21 protein-coding genes are annotated in these 17,582 nt (G+C 39.6%); 18 read left to right on the top strand and 3 right to left on the bottom strand.

What is annotated here, in order from left to right; genetic code table 11:
• The first annotated feature begins 5 nt into the window (after positions 1 to 5).
• The 9 genes from ftsY to rplS all read left to right on the top strand — a co-directional run bounded on the left by ftsY (position 6) and on the right by rplS (position 6,174).
• Positions 6 to 1,361 carry a signal recognition particle-docking protein FtsY gene (ftsY, locus tag CPS94_RS04195; RefSeq protein WP_112194882.1) on the top strand — a complete coding sequence of 452 codons (1,356 nt, stop codon included), beginning with the start codon at positions 6 to 8 and terminating at the stop codon, positions 1,359 to 1,361.
• Between the two features lie 9 nt (positions 1,362 to 1,370).
• Positions 1,371 to 1,712: a putative DNA-binding protein gene (locus tag CPS94_RS04190; protein ID WP_004047415.1), complete on the top strand. Its 342-nt coding sequence runs from the start codon at positions 1,371 to 1,373 to the stop codon at positions 1,710 to 1,712.
• A 15-nt stretch (positions 1,713 to 1,727) separates the two neighbouring features.
• A complete protein-coding gene (gene ffh / locus CPS94_RS04185; RefSeq protein WP_004047416.1) occupies positions 1,728 to 3,155 on the top strand; it encodes a signal recognition particle protein in 1,428 nt (475 codons plus the stop codon).
• 126 nt (positions 3,156 to 3,281) lie between these two features.
• Entirely contained in the window at positions 3,282 to 3,557 is a 276-nt protein-coding gene (rpsP, locus tag CPS94_RS04180; protein WP_004047418.1) for a 30S ribosomal protein S16, read from the top strand.
• Positions 3,558 to 3,567: 10 nt separating this feature from the next.
• Positions 3,568 to 3,816: a KH domain-containing protein gene (locus CPS94_RS04175; protein ID WP_004047420.1), complete on the top strand. Its 249-nt coding sequence runs from the start codon at positions 3,568 to 3,570 to the stop codon at positions 3,814 to 3,816.
• Between the two features lie 68 nt (positions 3,817 to 3,884).
• The gene (gene rimM, locus CPS94_RS04170; RefSeq protein WP_056959531.1) at positions 3,885 to 4,400 is read left to right on the top strand and encodes a ribosome maturation factor RimM; all 516 of its coding nucleotides are present in this window, start codon (positions 3,885 to 3,887) and stop codon (positions 4,398 to 4,400) included.
• Positions 4,401 to 5,147 (top strand): tRNA (guanosine(37)-N1)-methyltransferase TrmD, encoded by a 747-nt coding sequence (gene trmD, locus CPS94_RS04165; protein ID WP_010688901.1) that lies wholly within the window; start codon positions 4,401 to 4,403, stop codon positions 5,145 to 5,147.
• Positions 5,140 to 5,703 (top strand): GNAT family N-acetyltransferase, encoded by a 564-nt coding sequence (locus CPS94_RS04160; RefSeq protein ID WP_112194884.1) that lies wholly within the window; start codon positions 5,140 to 5,142, stop codon positions 5,701 to 5,703. Before trmD ends, CPS94_RS04160 begins: the two co-directional genes overlap by 8 nt.
• A 117-nt stretch (positions 5,704 to 5,820) precedes the next feature.
• Entirely contained in the window at positions 5,821 to 6,174 is a 354-nt protein-coding gene (rplS, locus tag CPS94_RS04155) for a 50S ribosomal protein L19 (RefSeq protein WP_004047428.1), read from the top strand.
• A gap of 53 nt (positions 6,175 to 6,227) precedes the next feature.
• On the opposite strand, the gene CPS94_RS04150 is transcribed toward rplS, so the two are convergent.
• The 3 genes from CPS94_RS04150 to CPS94_RS04140 form a co-directional block, all read right to left on the bottom strand.
• Positions 6,228 to 7,103, bottom strand: a complete 876-nt coding sequence (locus CPS94_RS04150; RefSeq protein ID WP_331250498.1) for an IS3 family transposase — start codon at positions 7,101 to 7,103, stop codon at positions 6,228 to 6,230.
• A complete protein-coding gene (locus tag CPS94_RS04145) occupies positions 7,088 to 7,615 on the bottom strand; it encodes a helix-turn-helix domain-containing protein (protein WP_004047940.1) in 528 nt (175 codons plus the stop codon). The genes CPS94_RS04150 and CPS94_RS04145 overlap by 16 nt, the downstream gene beginning before the upstream one ends.
• Positions 7,616 to 8,184: 569 nt before the next feature.
• Complete coding sequence (locus tag CPS94_RS04140; RefSeq protein ID WP_112194886.1) at positions 8,185 to 8,490, bottom strand: hypothetical protein; 306 nt, start codon at positions 8,488 to 8,490, stop codon at positions 8,185 to 8,187.
• Between the two features lie 209 nt (positions 8,491 to 8,699).
• Between CPS94_RS04140 and CPS94_RS04135 the strand changes: the two genes are divergently transcribed.
• The 9 genes from CPS94_RS04135 (at position 8,700) to greA (ending at position 17,522) form a co-directional block, all read left to right on the top strand.
• The gene (locus CPS94_RS04135; protein WP_112194888.1) at positions 8,700 to 9,209 is read left to right on the top strand and encodes an HD domain-containing protein; all 510 of its coding nucleotides are present in this window, start codon (positions 8,700 to 8,702) and stop codon (positions 9,207 to 9,209) included.
• 98 nt (positions 9,210 to 9,307) lie between these two features.
• Positions 9,308 to 9,643: a winged helix-turn-helix transcriptional regulator gene (locus CPS94_RS04130; RefSeq protein ID WP_004047555.1), complete on the top strand. Its 336-nt coding sequence runs from the start codon at positions 9,308 to 9,310 to the stop codon at positions 9,641 to 9,643.
• 318 nt (positions 9,644 to 9,961) lie between these two features.
• Positions 9,962 to 11,008, top strand: coding sequence for a phenylalanine--tRNA ligase subunit alpha (gene pheS / locus CPS94_RS04125; protein ID WP_112194890.1), 1,047 nt, complete (start codon positions 9,962 to 9,964; stop codon positions 11,006 to 11,008).
• Positions 11,009 to 11,015: 7 nt separating this feature from the next.
• Positions 11,016 to 13,427 carry a phenylalanine--tRNA ligase subunit beta gene (gene pheT / locus CPS94_RS04120; RefSeq protein ID WP_112194892.1) on the top strand — a complete coding sequence of 804 codons (2,412 nt, stop codon included), beginning with the start codon at positions 11,016 to 11,018 and terminating at the stop codon, positions 13,425 to 13,427.
• 76 nt (positions 13,428 to 13,503) lie between these two features.
• Positions 13,504 to 14,031, top strand: a complete 528-nt coding sequence (locus tag CPS94_RS04115; RefSeq protein ID WP_112194688.1) for a helix-turn-helix domain-containing protein — start codon at positions 13,504 to 13,506, stop codon at positions 14,029 to 14,031.
• Positions 13,956 to 14,891, top strand: coding sequence for an IS3 family transposase (locus tag CPS94_RS04110; protein ID WP_112194690.1), 936 nt, complete (start codon positions 13,956 to 13,958; stop codon positions 14,889 to 14,891). The genes CPS94_RS04115 and CPS94_RS04110 overlap by 76 nt, the downstream gene beginning before the upstream one ends.
• Before the next feature lie 339 nt (positions 14,892 to 15,230).
• Positions 15,231 to 16,328 (top strand): endolytic transglycosylase MltG, encoded by a 1,098-nt coding sequence (mltG, locus tag CPS94_RS04105; protein ID WP_112194894.1) that lies wholly within the window; start codon positions 15,231 to 15,233, stop codon positions 16,326 to 16,328.
• A gap of 24 nt (positions 16,329 to 16,352) precedes the next feature.
• Positions 16,353 to 17,000 (top strand): uridine kinase, encoded by a 648-nt coding sequence (udk, locus tag CPS94_RS04100; protein ID WP_112194896.1) that lies wholly within the window; start codon positions 16,353 to 16,355, stop codon positions 16,998 to 17,000.
• 48 nt (positions 17,001 to 17,048) lie between these two features.
• Positions 17,049 to 17,522 (top strand): transcription elongation factor GreA, encoded by a 474-nt coding sequence (greA, locus tag CPS94_RS04095; protein ID WP_004047561.1) that lies wholly within the window; start codon positions 17,049 to 17,051, stop codon positions 17,520 to 17,522.
• Positions 17,523 to 17,582: the final 60 nt, after the last annotated feature.

Raw genomic sequence — 17,582 nt, 5'->3', positions numbered from 1 at the left:
TGGGCATGGGCCTTTTTGATCGATTAAGACGAGCTTTTTCGGGTGAACCTGAAGAAGAACCAAAAAAAGAAGACGAAATTGTTTCGACCTCAGAAGAAAACCAAGAACCTGAGGAAACAGCGACAAATGAAGCAACAACGGCTACACCAGAAGATGATCAGCCTAAAGTAGCAGAAACAACAACTGCTGAAGCAAAAGAGGCTGAACCAGTCGCTAAAGAAGCTGAAGATACCAAAGAAGTGGTGCAAACACCAGAAAAAGTAGAAGTTATTGAAGAAATTGAAACAACATCAGAAAATAACGAAGTCGAAATCGCTAAAAAAGCTGACGAAGAGTCGCTAGAACAACAAAGTGATGAGCCAAAAGAAACTAAAGCAGAACCTAAGGAACCGGAAATACAGACAACATCGTCTGAAACCGTGCGTTATGACAAGGGCTTAGCTAAGTCGCGTAAGGGTTTTGGTGCTAAATTAAATGCTTTATTGGCTAATTTTAGACGAGTAGATGAGGATTTCTTTGAAGAACTCGAAGAAACCTTGATCGAAGCCGATGTTGGCTTTGAGACTGCGATGAAGATCAGTGATGAATTGCAAGATGAAGTAAAATTGCGTAATGCTAAAAGTCGCTCTGACGTTTCTGATGCGATCATTGAACGCTTAGTCGACATTTATGAAAGTGAAGGCGTTGATGAAGACAATAGCTTACATTTTGCTAAAGAGCCAACTGAGCCGACTGTGTTCTTGTTTGTTGGGGTCAATGGGGTAGGTAAAACAACAACGATCGGTAAATTAGCCCACCGTTACCAACAAGCTGGTAAAAAAGTTTTGTTAGCTGCTGGTGATACTTTCCGAGCAGGTGCGATCGAGCAGTTAGCTGAATGGGGCCGCCGAGTCGAGGTCGATGTGGTTACTAAGCCAGAAAAAAGTGATCCGGCAGCTGTTGTTTACGATGCTGTGGTCAAGGCTAAAAAAGAAAACTACGATATTTTATTAGTCGATACGGCGGGACGTTTGCAAAATAAAGTCAACTTGATGAATGAGTTAGATAAGATCAAGCGTGTCATTACGCGTGAATTACCTGATGCACCGCAAGAAGTGTTATTGGCTTTGGATGCAACAACAGGTCAAAATGCTTTGACGCAAGCCAAGCAATTTAAAGAAGTTACTGATGTTACCGGGATCGTCTTGACTAAGTTAGACGGGACTGCACGTGGTGGGATCGTGTTAGCGATCAGAAACGAACTTCATTTACCAGTGAAATTAGTGGGCCTAGGCGAAAAAATGGATGATCTTCGCGACTTTTCACCTGAAGAATTTGTCTATGGCTTATTTAAGGGTCTGGTTACACCTAAGAAAGATTAGGGTAAGAAAATGGCAATTGAAAAAACAAATCGGATCAATGCTTTGTTTGAATTCTATGAACCTTTGCTGACTAAAAAGCAAATGAATTACATCGCTTTGTATTATCGCGATGATTTTTCGTTAGGTGAGATCGCCGAAAATTATGAAGTTTCACGGCAAGCAGTCTACGATAACATCAAACGGACTGAAAAAATTTTAGAAGAATATGAGCAGAAATTACATCTGTATCGTGATTTCTTACAGCAAAGCGAAAAAACGGATGAACTTTTAGCTTATGTGACTAAAAAATATCCGACTGATGAAAAGTTATTAGCATTGGTCGAAAAATTAGAAATTTTAGAAGAAAAATGAAAGTTGGTGCACTAAATGGCATTTGAAGGATTAACAGAACGTCTCCAAAATGCGATCGGGAAATTACGGCGTAAGGGAAAGGTCAGCGAATCCGACGTCAAAGAGGTAATGCGTGAGATCCGTTTGGCTTTGTTAGAATCTGACGTTAACTTTAAAGTGGTCAAAGACTTTGTTAAGACCGTGCGTACTCGAGCTGTAGGTGCTGAGGTGTTAGAAAGCTTAACGCCAGCACAACAGATCGTAAAGATCGTTAATGAAGAATTAGTCAAGGTGATGGGCGAAGAAGCCACACCATTGAATAAATCACCTAAGATCCCAACAGTCATTATGATGGTCGGGCTACAAGGTGCTGGTAAAACGACAACAGCAGGGAAACTAGCTAAACGTCTAAAAGACGAACAAAATGCGCGCCCCTTGATGATCGCGGCTGACGTTTATCGTCCAGCTGCGGTCGACCAATTAAAGACGATCGGCCGTGAATTAGATGTTCCAGTCTTTGAATTGGGAACTGATGTCGATCCAGTCGAGATCGTTAAGCAAGGGATGCAACTAGCCAAGGAAAAGAAAAATGACTATGTGATCATCGATACGGCTGGTCGTTTACAGATCGATGAAAAATTGATGGATGAGTTAGTCAATATCAAAGAATTGGCACAACCAAATGAGATCTTGCTGACAGTTGATGCGATGACTGGGCAAAATGCCGTTGAAGTCGCACAAGGCTTTAATGATCAATTGGATGTAACGGGTGTCGTACTAACTAAATTAGATGGCGATACTCGTGGTGGGGCTGCGCTTTCGATCCGTGCGGTGACAGGCAAACCGATCAAGTTTATCGGGCAAGGTGAAAAAATGACGGCTTTAGACGTCTTTTATCCTGATCGAATGGCATCACGTATCTTAGGGATGGGTGATATGCTCACGTTGATCGAAAAAGCACAAAAGGACTTTGATGAGAAAAAAGCAGAAGAACTCGCCGATAAAATGCGGGAAAATAGCTTTGATTTCAATGACTTTTTAGATCAATTAGAACAAGTTCAAAATATGGGACCGATCGAAGATATCATGAAGATGATCCCAGGGATGGCCAATAATCCAGCCCTAAAAAATATCAAAGTTGATCCTAAAGATATGGAACATACCAAAGCGATCGTTTACTCGATGACACCACAAGAACGAGAAGATCCCGATCTTTTGAATCCAAGTCGCAGACGACGGATCGCAGCTGGTTCAGGACGTCCGATCCAAGAAGTGAATCGTATGATCAAACAGTTCAAGCAAATGCGTGATATGATGCAAAAGATGTCTAAGGGGAATTTCAGTGGGATGGAAGGACTCTTAGGTGATGGTATCGGTGGTAAACTAGCTAAGATGTCTATGAATCGTATGGTGCGTAAAAATAAAAAACGTAAATTACAACGTTTGCGTAAACGGCGTAAATAGGCGGTAAATCAAGGTTTTTCTTTAAATTAGAAAAATTTTTTATAACTGTCAAGAATTTTCCCTTTACAGCAGACCAAATTACTGGTATATTATTTATCGTTGATAAGATATTAGGAGGTGTAATGCATGTCAGTAAAAATTCGTTTAAAGCGTATGGGTTCTAAGAAGCGCCCATTCTATCGTATCGTTGTAGCAGATTCACGTTCTCCACGTGATGGCCGTTTCATCGAAACAGTGGGTACATACAACCCATTGACACAACCAGAACAAGTTACACTTAAAGAAGAAGCTATCATGGGCTGGTTGAATAACGGTGCTCAACCATCAGATACAGTTCGTAACATCCTTTCAAAAGAAGGCGTTATGAAGAAATTCCACGAAGCTAAGTACTCCAAGAAATAAGGTTAGGTAAATGACAGAAGCAGATGTGAAACAATTGATCTTATCGATTGTCAAACCATTGGTGTCTGAACCTGAGGCGATTGCGATCACAACTGCCCAGGATGCACATTTTCTGAATTTTAACTTATCTGTAGCGCCTGAAGATGTCGGGCGTGTGATTGGAAAACATGGTCGGGTAGCTCAAGCGATCCGGACCATTGTTTATAGCATTCGTATTGACGGACCTTTGCGTGTTCGTTTAAATATTGTAGATGATTAATCAAACCTCTGTCTGAAACCTAGTTTCTTCAGAGGTTTTTTTAATAGCAAATACGAGGAGGTTTTTAAATGGAATTTTATCAAGTTGGAAAAATCGTTAATACTCATGGGATCCGCGGTGAAGTCAAGGTGATCGCAACGACTGATTTTCCAGAAGAGCGTTTCAAGCCAGGTAATAAATTATATGCTTTTAAGCAAAATGCAAGCACGGGAACAGAATTGACGATTCAAAAGAGTCGACGCCATAAGCAATTTATCATGCTAGCGTTTGAAGGCTATGACAACATCAATTTAGTTGAAAAATTTAAGGGTGATGATCTAAAAGTTTCGGCTGACCAACAAGAAGAACTCGAAGATGGTTCGTATTATTATCATCAGATCATCGGTTTGGATGTTGTGGATGAAAATGGGAACACGCTTGGAAAGATCAAGGAGATCTTATCGCCCGGAGCTAATGATGTTTGGGTCGTTAAGCGTAAACAAAAAAATGATCTCTTATTGCCAGTGATCGATGATGTGATCAAAGACGTTGATCTAGCCGCTGGTAAAGTGCATGTTGAACTTTTAGAGGGATTGGATGACTAGATGAAGATAGATATTTTAAGTTTATTTCCCGAAATGTTCAAGGGGCCATTGACGCAATCGATCGTAGGCAAAGCGATCGAAAAACAACTACTTGATGTCGAAGTGACCGATTTTCGTGACTATACGACTAATAAGCAACGTCATGTTGATGATACACCTTATGGAGGTGGCGCGGGCATGTTGTTACAAGCTCAACCGATCTATGATGCTTTAGATGCGATCGCCGCTAAAAATGATGGCTTGGGCAAGGTCATCTTATTAGACCCAGCTGGGCGTAAATTTGATCAAAAAGTTGCTGAAGAATTATCACAAGAAAAACATTTGACCTTTATTTGTGGCCATTATGAAGGTTATGATGAGCGGATCAGAGAACGAGTTACAGATGAGATCTCATTAGGTGATTTTGTCTTGACGGGAGGCGAATTAGGCGCGATGGTCGTGATCGATGCGACGGTGCGCTTATTGCCAGATGTTTTAGGTAACCGTGAGTCAGCTTTAGGCGATTCATTTTCGATGGGCTTACTCGAATACCCACAATACACTCGTCCAGCTGATTTTAGAGGAATGAAAGTGCCTGAAGTACTAACAAGTGGTAATCATCAAAAAATCGCTGAATGGCGCAATAAGGAAGCTTTGCGTCGAACCTATGAACGTCGCCCTGATCTTTTAGAGAACTATGAGCTTTCTGCCCAAGAGGAGAAATGGTTGCGAGAATTTAAGACGCTTGAGGTAAATGACGATGAGTGAAGTCTTGATCAGACCGGTCCAAAAAACTGATATTGCGACTTTACGCCAGATTTATGCTTATTATGTTGAAAAAACAGCGATCACTTTCGAATATAAAGTTCCAACTTTGCCTGAATTTACTGAACGGATCGAGCAAATCACGGCTACGTATCCTTATTTAGTAGCTGTAAAAGACAATGTCGTAGTTGGCTTTGCTTATGCAGCTTCCTTCAATCATCGAGAAGCGTATAAATGGGCGGTTGAAGTCACAGTCTACTTGGACCATGCCAGTCGAGGCGGTGGCATTGGTAAAAAGCTCTATCAAGCATTAGAAAAAAAGCTTAAATCCCAAGGTATCCAAAATATCAATGCCTGTATCAGTGTTCCTGCGACTAATGAACAGGCATATGTTGATTATGCTAGTATGCATTTTCATGAGCATTTAGGGTATCGGCTGGTCGGCCGTTTTCATAGCTGTGGCTACAAATTTGATACTTGGTATGATATGGTCTGGATGGAGAAGTTTATCGGGACCCATCCAGTACCGGCACCACCGCTAGATAAACCAAAATTTTAAAATTGATATTTACATTCAAATTTGAGTGTGTTAAGATATTTATTGGCTATTTGCCGACGATTAACGATATTCCGCTGTATCTGGACATGAATGTCGAGGAAAAGGAGAACATATATAATGTCAGTAAACCCATTGATCCAAAAGATTACGGAATCTCAATTACGTAATGATATTCCAGAATTCCGCGCTGGTGATACAGTGCGTGTTCACGCTCGTATCGTTGAAGGTAAGCGTGAACGTATCCAAATCTTCGAAGGCGTTGTTATCAAGCGTCGTGGCGAAGGTATCTCAGAAACTTACACAGTTCGTAAAATCAGTAACGGTGTAGGTGTTGAACGTACATTCCCATTGCACACACCACGTGTTGACAAGATCGAAGTTGTACGTTACGGTCGTGTACGCCGTGCTAAGTTGTACTACTTACGTGCATTACAAGGTAAGGCTGCTCGTATCCCAGAACGCCGCCGTTAATAAAACGCTAAAAACCCTTGATTGAAGTGAACCCATAAAGTTGGACACTCTATTTAGACTATATTTCTTAAGGCAAGATGTCGGTATTCTACCGGTGTCTTGCCTTTTAGTTTGACCTTTATCCGTTCGTTATTGTAATAGCTGATCCAGCTGATCATTGCTTTGACCAACTCTTCTTGTGTTGTATATTCTTTATTGTGATATAGCTCTACTTTCATTGTGTGGAAAAAACTTTCCATGGGTGCATTATCTAAGCACGTTGCCCTACGAGACATGCTTTGAAAGATCCTATTTTCTTTTAGCTTCTTTCGCCATTGGACACTCTGATATTGGACACCTTGATCGCTATGGAGAGTCATACGATAGTTTAATTTAGGTCTAAGTTTTATCAATGCATCCAACGGTTTTACCACGAAGTCTGTTGTTGGATGCTTACTGATACTATAGCTTACTATTTCATCTGTACATAGATCTTTGATAGGTGAAAGATAGACACGTTCTTCTTGTGTCTTATTTCCATACCTAAATTCACTTACGTCGGTCACCATTTTTTGAAATGGTAAATGTGTATCAAAACGTCGATGTAATAAGTTCTTAGCTTTCTTACCTTGTGGTCCAAGGGCAGAATTATATTTTCGCCTTTGTTTATTATACATATGCGCTGATAGATCATTTTCTCGCATGATGCGACTAACACGCTTATGATTTACTTTTATGCCTTGAGATCGTAATTTCAGTGTTACTGTACGATAACCAAAACACGGGTGCTTTGATTTGACCTCCTTTATAAGCTTTAATAGCTCCTCATCTTTATTTTTTCGCCTGTTTATTCGTTGGGCTTGATAGTAAAATGTACTACGTTTAAGACTAGTGTAAGGTAGTATTTCATCCAATGTATATTTAAATTTTTGCCTTAGTTCTTGGATGATTTGATATTTTTCTTGCGATGTCCGCGCTTCTGAACCAAGGCATCGAGTTTTTTTAAGTATTCATTTTCAACCCGTAAAGCACGATTCTCAGCTCGTAAACGTTCTAATTCAGATAATTCTGATTTTTCTGCTTGTTTATTATTGTTGGTCGTCATGTGTTTAGCCCGTCCTCTTCTAGTAAATAAGGCATCAACACCTTTAGTATCCAATTTACGTTGCCAAGTCGCGATCGTCCCAGGATTACTTATATCAAACTGAAGTGCCGTTTCCGGATAGGAAGCCTTATGCCTTTTTCTCCAGTTTAAAACGTTGAGCTTAAAATTTCCATCGTAATCGTATTTAGGGTAGCGAACTTTTAACCCATCAATACCATATTTTTGATATCGTTTGACCCACATAAGGATATTTGAGTGATTCTTCACTTTATAAACTTTAGCTACTGTGTTACTTCCATATCCTCTTAGATACATATTTACAGCCCGCAACTTATCCTCAAAAGAAAATTTAGTCATAGTAAAACCCCCTAAGTTAGATTCCTTTGTCCAACTTAGGGGGTTCACTTCAGATTTTCAAGGGCTTTTTTATTTGCCAAAAATTAGATGGGGCTAATTTTTACAGTGTATGATGCTATTTTATGCAGAAATTATGCAAACTTGCTTTAAAGTTGATCAAGTTTACTATCCAGTTTTTCTTTTGCTTTGTCAGTTACATAATTGAAATTAATGGTTACAATGTTAAGGAAATTGATCATGGAAGCATATAGCCGTTTGAATATTGAACAATTAAGTTGATTTTAAGTACTCGTCGTTGAGTGCTTTTTATTATGCGTCTGTGCTCGAATAGCATGTAAAATCTTGAATTACCTTAAATGATCGTTACAAAAATGGCAAAAAAATTACCCTCTGACAAAAAGTCAAAAGGTAAAATTGGCTAGGGATATCAGACCCGTAACGAGATCAACTCGTTACTCACAACAATCATTGACTATGATCAAACGAATCCATGAAATATTACGCTGTTTAAAGTGCATTTCACATATCATTGAATAAGTTTATACTAACACGCTGGATCTGAGTTCTTTTTACTCAAATTCGATCTCAAGTACACTTTCTTCTAATTGTTCTAAGAGTTCGTATTTTTCGATGTAATCGAGCCAAGCTTGGTGGTCGTATTTATTTTTGATCGCGTTGCGCAATTTGGTATAGATCCCATCAAGAAAAGTATCGTACATTGCATCTGCTGCTCGCTGGACTTTGGCATCATTCCAGCGAGCAGATTTCGTACGATTCTGATTTTTATTGGCTTGGTAGTCTAAAGCTCGTGCTTGAAATTTACTCAAAGCCGAGCAGTGCCCATTTAAATAAGTCTCAAATTCTTGTTTATTCATATATAGTACCTCTTTTCGAATGTGTGTTCTTTTGTATTATAGCACATATGTTCGTTTGTTTGGGAAATAAATACTGATTTTTTAAATTTATCTTTAAATTACTTAAATCAACAGTTTAAAGATTGCTTTTGTAAAATAAAATAGTAAGATAAAAGGTGAGAAGTAGGGTTGGTTAGTAAAACATTGGTTAAAGGAGTTATGCAGCATTTATGAAAAAAGACGTATGGCGTAATGATGAAGAATATATGAGCTATGTAGGTGAGTTGCTAGAAAAGCCAGAAGTCCAACGATTGGCTGATTATACGCAACACCATTTTTCAACACGCTTAGAACATTGTATTGCTGTTTCCTATGAAAGCTATTTACTTGCTAAAAAATTCCACTTAGATGCAAAAGCCACGGCTCGTGCGGGCTTGTTGCATGATTTGTTTTACTATGATTGGCGTGTGACTAAATTTGATCGTGGCACGCATGCGTGGATCCATCCACGAATTGCTGTGCGTAATGCAGAAAAGCTGACCATACTGACTCCACGCGAAAAAGATATCATTATCAAACACATGTGGGGCGCAACGACCTGCCCTCCAAAGTATCCTGAAGGTTACATTGTGTCATTAGTTGATAAATATTCGGCGACTGAAGAATACAGTAAACATCTTTCTTTGAAATTAATGAGTTCACTAAAACATGCTCTAGGCTTTGCGAAAGTAAGTGAATAGTGTAAAATAGTGTTAAGCACTATTGAAAGCACAGATAATAGGCCCGTATCACTCGATAGTGCGGGTCTATTTGTGTAATTTAGAGAGGAGTATGTGTTTTGAGTACACAATCAGTATTCAAAGTCTGTCCGAAGTTCCAAAAGACTTTTGGGATCTTAGGGAAAAAATGGAATGGTTTGATCATCGAAGTTTTATTGAATGAAGGTCCACAGCGTTTTAAAGAAATAGCACAAAAAGTTGAGAAATGCAGTGATCGTGTTTTAGTGGAACGTCTAAAGGAGTTGGAAAAGGAAGGATTGGTAGAACGTGTGATGACTAGTAATAGCTCACGTGCGGTCTATCAGTTGACCGACCGAGGCGCAGCTTTAAAAACGATCATGCAAGAGATCCATGTTTGGTCAGAAAAGTGGTATTCTGAAGAAGATTGCAAATAACTACTTGACTATTTATGCATGCGAGCTTAAACTGGATTGTAGAATATTTAAAGACGTAGACGGAAATTAGTAAGCTGATCGATCAAGACAGAAAAGAGCCGGGAGCTGAGAAGGCTTGCTTGATCTAAGGCTGAATTTCACTTCCTGAGTTGCTGTTGGGATTCCTGAGGATGAATAACAGATCGGTTCATGACCGTTTTATCATGAAAGAGTGCTGTTATTTACTTAACAGAACAAGGGTGGTACCGCGAAGCCTCGTCCCTTTTTAGGGATGGGGCTTTTTTACGTTGGATCAGCCGGATGAAAGGAAAGATTAGTGTGAATCTAAGAGAAAAACTTGAAGAGATCAAACAAAATGGTTTAGAAGAGATCAGGCGTGCTGAAGATACTAAACATATCAATGACGTCAGAGTAGAATTATTGGGTAAAAAGGGCTCAATTACTGAAGTTTTACGAGGAATGCGTGACTTAAGTGCAGAGGAACGTCCTAAGGTCGGAAGTTTTGCTAACACGATCAGAGATGAATTGACTCAGGCGATCGCTGCAAAGCATGCTGAATTAGAAGAACTAAAGTTGGCCAAACGTCTAGAAAGTGAAACGATCGATGTTACTTTACCAGCTACCCCAGTCAAAACTGGGACATCTCATGTTTTAGTCCAAGTTATCGATGAGATCGAAAAACTCTTTTTAGGGATGGGCTTTCAAGTTGTTGATGGACCTGAGATCGAAGAAGATCATTACAACTTTGAAATGTTGAACTTGCCTCAAGATCACCCTGCCCGTGATATGCAAGACACATTTTATATTACTAAACAATTATTAATGCGGACTCAAACCTCGCCTGTTCAAGCACGAACGATGGAAGTTCATGATTTTAGCAAGGGTCCGTTAAAGATGATCTCGCCAGGTAAAGTCTACCGTCGCGATACAGATGATGCAACGCACTCGCATCAATTCCACCAAGTAGAAGGCCTGGTCATCGACAAAAATATTACAATGGGTGATCTAAAAGGTACGTTAGAGCTGATCGCTAAGACGGTCTTTGGTCAACAACGTGAGATCCGTTTGCGTCCAAGTTACTTCCCATTTACAGAACCATCTGTCGAAGTCGATGTGTCTTGTTTCAAATGTGGTGGTAAGGGCTGTTCAGTTTGCAAGCAAACAGGGTGGATCGAAGTTTTAGGCGCTGGTATGGTCCATCCTAATGTTTTGAAGATGGCTGGTGTCGATCCAGAAGTTTATGGTGGTTTTGCCTTTGGTCTTGGACCTGATCGCTTTGCTATGCTCAAATACGGTGTCGATGATATTCGCGAATTTTATCTAAATGATGTTCGATTCTTACAACAATTCGCACAGAAAGGATAACTGATTCATGAAAGTTTCAACAAAATGGTTAAATGAATATGTGCCTGTCGCTGACCTTGAACCGTTAGCATTGGCTGAAAAAATCGAAAGAACGGCGGTCGAAGTTGCTAGTACAGGTAAACTTGAAGATGGACTAAAGAAGATCGTTGTAGGTTACACTTTGGATGTTAAAGATCATCCAAATTCCGACCACTTGCATATTTGCCAAGTAGATATTGGGGAAGAAGAGCCGTCACAGATCGTGTGTGGTGCGCCTAACATCAAGGCGGGGCAAAAGGTCATTGTGGCTTTGCCAAATTCACGGATCGCTGGTAATGTGAAGATCAAACGCGGTAAGATGCGGGGCGAAGTTTCTGAAGGGATGATCTGTGCTTTACAAGAATTAGGTTTTCCTGAAAGTGTAGTCCCTAAAGAATTTGCTGATGGGATCTATGTTTTACCTGAAGATGCTAAACCAGGTGAACCTGTTTTTGGATATTTAGGGATGGACGAAACGGTGATCGATCTTGATATCACTCCAAACCGTGGTGATCTTTTAAGCATGCGCGGTGCTGCTCATGAGATCGCAGCTATCTATGATCGTGAAGTGACTTTACCAGTTCCAAACGTTGTCGAATCAGCCACAGATGAGATCGCTGATCACGTTACCGTCAGTGCACCAGAAGAATTAGCTAAACCATATATGATGCGGGTCATAAAAGATGTCAAGGTCAAAGAAAGTCCAATGTGGTTGCAAACCCGTCTTTGGAATGCGGGTATTCGTCCGTTGAACAATGTCGTTGACGTAACAAACTATATCTTGCTTGATTATGGTCAACCGTTGCATGCTTTTGATTTGGATAAGTTGGGATCTAAGCAAGTCGTTGTGCGCTTGGCTAAAGAAGGCGAAATGCTAGTTACCCTTGATGGTGAAGAACGTAAATTACAACTAAATGACATCGTGATCACAGCTAATGATGTACCAGTCGCTTTAGCAGGCACGATGGGGGGCTTAGATACCGAGATCAGTGATGAAACGACCACTGTTGCTTTAGAAGCAGCAGTTTTCGATAGTCATCGGATCAGAAAAACTTCACGGCGGGAAAATTTACACTCAGAAGCTTCAATGCGCTTTGAACGTGGCGTTGACGTATCAGCTGTCCGTGAAGCTTTAGATGCTGCTGCTGCAATGATTGCTGAACTAGGTGAAGGTCAAGTGGTCAAAGGTGTAGCTAGTGTCAATGAACCAGAAACTACTCCGACAAAGATCAAGACCTCAGCTTCACATATCAATAAAGTTTTAGGCACAGAATTGACAGTAGAACAGATCCAAGCTATTTTTGATCGCTTAGGTTTTGAAACGACGGTCGTGGCTGATGGTTTGACAGTATATGTACCAACAAGACGCTGGGATATTGCGATCGAAGCTGACTTAGTTGAAGAAGTAGCTCGGATCTATGGCTATGACAATTTGCCAACAACGCTCCCAGCAGGACAAACGACACCAGGGAGTTATACACCGGCTCAAAAATTGATTCGGCAAGCACGGCAGACATTAGAAGCAACTGGCTTAGATCAAGCTATTTCATACGGGTTGACGACTGAAGAAAAAGCCAAACGTTTTGCCTTAGAAGAAGCTTTACCGACTAATTTAGATTTTCCAATGAGCAGTGAACATACAACGGTTCGAATGAACTTGATCTCAGGACTTTTAGACGATCTAGCCTATAATGCAGCGCGTAAAGTTAACGATGTTGCATTATATGAACAAGGACGTGTCTTCTTTAGAGATGAAGATCAAACACGCCCACGTGAAGTTGAACATATTGCTGGGGTTGTAACAGGCTTAGTCAATGATGCTAACTGGAATACTACAAAACAAGAAGTTGATTTCTTCTATCTTAAGGGGATCGTAGCGAACTTGTTGCATGAATTAGGTGTGACTAACGAAGCTTATCAAGCAACGGCTATGCCAGATATGCATCCTGGTCGGACCGCTGCGATCTATGCAGGGGAAACTTACTTAGGCTTTATCGGTGAAGTTCATCCTAATACGGCTAAAGAACATAAATTAAAACAGCGAGTTTATGTTTTTGAGCTTGACCTACAAAAAGTTATCGAGTTACCAAAAGAGGCTAAACTTTATACACCAGTCTCAAAATATCCATCGATCACGCGTGATATTGCTTTGGCAGTTTCGACTGCTGTGACAAATCAACAGATCGAAGATTGCATTCGCAAAAATGGTGGTGCTTTCTTAAAAGACATCAAGCTGTTCGATGTATATCAAGGTGAACATATTATGGCTGGCTTTAAATCATTGGCTTATACTTTGGTCTACTCTGATCCAAATGCAACTTTACAAGATGAAGCAGTTACAAAAGCTTTTGAAAAAGTACAAGCCAAGCTAGTCGAAGAATTTAAAGCCGACATTCGCTAGAAATAAAATTAAAGGAGCTCATAGTGAAGTGAACCCCCTAAGTTGGACAAAGGAATCTAACTTAGGGGGTTTTACTATGACTAAATTTTCTTTTGAGGATAAGTTGCAGGCTGTAAATATGTATCTAAGAGGCTATGGAAGTAACACAGTAGCTAAAGTTTATAAAGTGAAGAATCACTCAAATATCCTTATGTGGGTCAAACGATATCAAAAATATGGTATTGATGGGTTAAAAGTTCGCTGCCCTAAATACGATTACGATGGAAATTTTAAGCTCAACGTTTTAAACTGGAGAAAAAGACATAAGGCTTCCTATCCGGAAACAGCACTTCAGTTTGATATAAGTAATCCTGGGACGATCGCGACTTGGCAACGTAAATTGGATACTAAAGGTGTTGATGCCTTATTTACTAGAAGAGGACGGGCTAAACACATGACGACCAACAATAATAAACAAGCAGAAAAATCAGAATTATCTGAATTAGAACGTTTACGAGCTGAGAATCGTGCTTTACGGGTTGAAAATGAATACTTAAAAAAACTCGATGCCTTGGTTCAGAAGCGCGGACATCGCAAGAAAAATATCAAATCATCCAAGAATTAAGGCAAAAATTTAAATATACATTGGATGAAATACTACATTACACTAGTCTTAAACGTAGTACATTTTACTATCAAGCCCAACGAATAAACAGGCGAAAAAATAAAGATGAGGAGCTATTAAAGCTTATAAAGGAGGTCAAATCAAAGCACCCGTGTTTTGGTTATCGTACAGTAACACTGAAATTACGATCTCAAGGCATAAAAGTAAATCATAAGCGTGTTAGTCGCATCATGCGAGAAAATGATCTATCAGCGCATATGTATAATAAACAAAGGCGAAAATATAATTCTGCCCTTGGACCACAAGGTAAGAAAGCTAAGAACTTATTACATCGACGTTTTGATACACATTTACCATTTCAAAAAATGGTGACCGACGTAAGTGAATTTAGGTATGGAAATAAGACACAAGAAGAACGTGTCTATCTTTCACCTATCAAGGATCTATGTACAGATGAAATAGTAAGCTATAGTATCAGTAAGCATCCAACAACAGCCTTCGTGGTAAAACCGTTGGATGCATTGATAAAACTTAGACCTAAATTAAACTATCGTATGACTCTCCATAGCGATCAAGGTGTCCAATATCAGAGTGTCCAATGGCGAAAGAAGCTAAAGGAAAATAGGATCTTTCAAAGCATGTCTCGTAGGGCAACGTGCTTAGATAATGCACCCATGGAAAGTTTTTTCCACACAATGAAAGTAGAGCTATATCACAATAAAGAATATACAACACAAGAAGAGTTGGTCAAAGCAATGATCAGCTGGATCAGCTATTACAATAACGAACGGATAAAGGTCAAACTAAAAGGCAAGACACCGGTAGAATACCGACATCTTGCCTTAAGAAATATAGTCTAAATAGAGTGTCCAACTTTATGGGTTCACTTCAATAGGGGCTCCTTTTTTTAGAAATTAACCATGATACAATATTGCAATTAGACAACCACGCTTATATAATGGTAGAGATAGAGTTTACACAGGAGTGGCTTGGATAAAATAAGCCATGGTCAAGGAGATCGTAGTCAGAAAGAGCGCAATGTGGGGCTAAGGATTTCATAAAAATTGATAGATCCAGTGTATGATCTTTATACATAGCAATTTAGCTAGGGGTTTAAAACGCAGGAAAGGAAAAACTATAATTCTTTCACAAATATAAATAATATATTTGTTCACATTAGTGTAGTAAGGGTGATTACTTTGGGTAAAGAAAAAGCAAAGAAATCGGTTGCTAAAAAAATCATCACCGGTGTTATTTTAGTGATTGCAGTTTTGATCGTATTAGTCGGAGCATTTGGCTATCATTACGTTAAGACGGCTTTGCAACCACTTGACAAAAACTCGAATCAACGTATCGAGGTCAAGATCCCTGTTGGAAGTAACAACAAGCAGATCGGTGCCATTTTAGAGGAAAAAAAGGTCATCAAGAGTGGCTTTGTCTTTGATTACTATGTTAAGACCAATAAACTAGGTGATTTTAAGGCAGGGTACTATGAACTAAAACCATCGATGACGCTTGAACAGATCTCAAAGGCTTTACAAAAAGGTGGTGCCAGTGAACCGCTTGATTCCGGAAAAGTTCTTATAAAAGAAGGGGTGACGATCGATGAGATCGGAACTGAGATCCAAAATACGACTAAGTTCAGCAAGAAGGACTTTTTGGCATTAGTCAACGACGAAAATTTCTTAAATGAGTTAAAGAACAAGTATCCAGAGTTGTTAACATCAGCACTTGAAGCCAAAGATGTTCGTTATCGCTTAGAAGGTTACTTATATCCAGCTACTTATTCGGTTCAAGATGATACGACATTAAAGCAGTTGGTCGAACAAATGGTAGCTAAGACCAATGAAATGCTGTCACCATACTATAGCAAGATCTCCGAACGTCACTACACAGTCCAACAAGTTTTGACTTTAGCTTCTCTAGTTGAACGCGAAGGTGTGACCCAAAAGGATCGTTATAAGATCGCGGGTGTGTTTGAAAATCGCTTAGAAAAGAATATGAAGATCCAATCGGATATTTCGGTTCTTTATGCTTTAGGTAAACACAAGCAAAATGTGACATATAAAGATCTTGAAGTCGATTCTCCATACAATCTATATCAAAATGAAGGTATGGGACCTGGACCGTTCAATAACCCAAGTATTGCATCGGTAAAAGCTGTCTTAGATCCAGTCGATAAGGATAAAGGTTATCTTTATTTCATCGCAAATATGAAGACAGGTAAGGTCTATTTCTCCAAGACTTATGAAGAACATCAAGCATTGACCAAAAAACTCGAAAAAGATAATCAATAATTAATTTAAGGTAGGTATTTATTAATGTCAGAAGCAAAGAAGCGTCCACGTCCAATTATTATCGGTGTAACTGGGGGATCAGGTAGTGGGAAGACATCTGTTTCCCGTGCGATCTTTGATCAACTGCATGGTCATTCTTTAATGATGCTCCAAGAAGATTCATATTATAAGAGTCAAGATGATATTCCGTTTGAAGAACGGACTAAAGTCAACTATGATCATCCCAATGCCTTTGATACAGATCTCTTGATCGAACAACTTGAAGATCTATTAAACTGGAAGACGATCGAGATCCCAGTTTATGATTATGCCGCTCATACACGGAGTAAAGAAGTTTTAGTTCAAGAACCACGAGAAGTTATCATTGTAGAAGGTATTTTGACGCTAAATGACGCACGCTTGCGTGATCTGATGGATATCAAGATCTTCGTGGATACTGATGACGATATTCGGATCATTCGTCGTATCCAACGTGATATCGAAGAACGCGGACGGACATTGCAATCAGTGATCGATCAATATCTTGAAACAGTTAAGCCAATGTATCATCAATTTATTGAACCTTCAAAGCGTTATGCTGACATTATTGTGCCTGAAGGTGGCGAAAATCAAGTTGCGATCGATCTTTTGGTCACAAAAGTGCGTGACATCATTCGTAAAAACGAAGACTAGTTGTGGTATAATGGACCACGCAGTTAATGATATTAATGAGGTGTAAAAATGGCTGAAGAAAAAACATTTCCAATGACATTGGAAGGTAAAGAAAAACTTGAAGTTGAATTAGAAGAACTTCGGACAACTAAACGAGCAGAGATCATCGAACGGATCAAGATCGCTCGTTCCTTTGGTGATCTATCCGAAAACTCCGAATACGAAGCAGCAAAGAATGAACAATCGATGCTTGAAGGTCGGATCAAAGAAGTAGAAAACATGTTGAACCATGCTGAGATCATTGATAATGGCTCGATCGCTGCTGACGAAGTTGCGATCGGCAAAACGGTGGTCTTCCAAGAAGATGATGATGAACCAGAAACTTATCAGATCGTAGGTGCTGCAGAGGCTGATCCATTTGCGGGTAAAATCTCAAATGAATCCCCAATTGCCCAAAGTTTAGTTGGACATAAAGTGGGCGAGACTGTAAGTGTTGAAACTCCTGGCGGTGAAATGCAAGTTAAGATCATCGAAGTTAAATAAATTGATCCAAAAAAAGATCTGCCATGAAGTGAACCCCCTAAGTTGGACAAAGGAATCTAA

It is taken from the genome of Ligilactobacillus murinus, from assembly GCF_003288115.1.
In the GTDB taxonomy this organism is placed as follows: Bacteria; Bacillota; Bacilli; order Lactobacillales; family Lactobacillaceae; genus Ligilactobacillus; species Ligilactobacillus murinus.
Note: the sequence above shows the minus strand (reverse complement) of the source record. Positions and strands in the feature narration are given on the sequence as shown.

Coding starts and splice junctions, on each gene's coding strand:
- ftsY (WP_112194882.1), top strand. CDS start 6: ATGGGCCTTTTTGATCGATTAAGACGAGCTTTTTCGGGTGAACCTGAA.
- CPS94_RS04190 (WP_004047415.1), top strand. CDS start 1,371: ATGGCAATTGAAAAAACAAATCGGATCAATGCTTTGTTTGAATTCTAT.
- ffh (WP_004047416.1), top strand. CDS start 1,728: ATGGCATTTGAAGGATTAACAGAACGTCTCCAAAATGCGATCGGGAAA.
- rpsP (WP_004047418.1), top strand. CDS start 3,282: ATGTCAGTAAAAATTCGTTTAAAGCGTATGGGTTCTAAGAAGCGCCCA.
- CPS94_RS04175 (WP_004047420.1), top strand. CDS start 3,568: ATGACAGAAGCAGATGTGAAACAATTGATCTTATCGATTGTCAAACCA.
- rimM (WP_056959531.1), top strand. CDS start 3,885: ATGGAATTTTATCAAGTTGGAAAAATCGTTAATACTCATGGGATCCGC.
- trmD (WP_010688901.1), top strand. CDS start 4,401: ATGAAGATAGATATTTTAAGTTTATTTCCCGAAATGTTCAAGGGGCCA.
- CPS94_RS04160 (WP_112194884.1), top strand. CDS start 5,140: ATGAGTGAAGTCTTGATCAGACCGGTCCAAAAAACTGATATTGCGACT.
- rplS (WP_004047428.1), top strand. CDS start 5,821: ATGTCAGTAAACCCATTGATCCAAAAGATTACGGAATCTCAATTACGT.
- CPS94_RS04145 (WP_004047940.1), bottom strand. CDS start 7,615: ATGACTAAATTTTCTTTTGAGGATAAGTTGCGGGCTGTAAATATGTAT.
- CPS94_RS04140 (WP_112194886.1), bottom strand. CDS start 8,490: ATGAATAAACAAGAATTTGAGACTTATTTAAATGGGCACTGCTCGGCT.
- CPS94_RS04135 (WP_112194888.1), top strand. CDS start 8,700: ATGAAAAAAGACGTATGGCGTAATGATGAAGAATATATGAGCTATGTA.
- pheT (WP_112194892.1), top strand. CDS start 11,016: ATGAAAGTTTCAACAAAATGGTTAAATGAATATGTGCCTGTCGCTGAC.
- CPS94_RS04115 (WP_112194688.1), top strand. CDS start 13,504: ATGACTAAATTTTCTTTTGAGGATAAGTTGCAGGCTGTAAATATGTAT.
- udk (WP_112194896.1), top strand. CDS start 16,353: ATGTCAGAAGCAAAGAAGCGTCCACGTCCAATTATTATCGGTGTAACT.
- greA (WP_004047561.1), top strand. CDS start 17,049: ATGGCTGAAGAAAAAACATTTCCAATGACATTGGAAGGTAAAGAAAAA.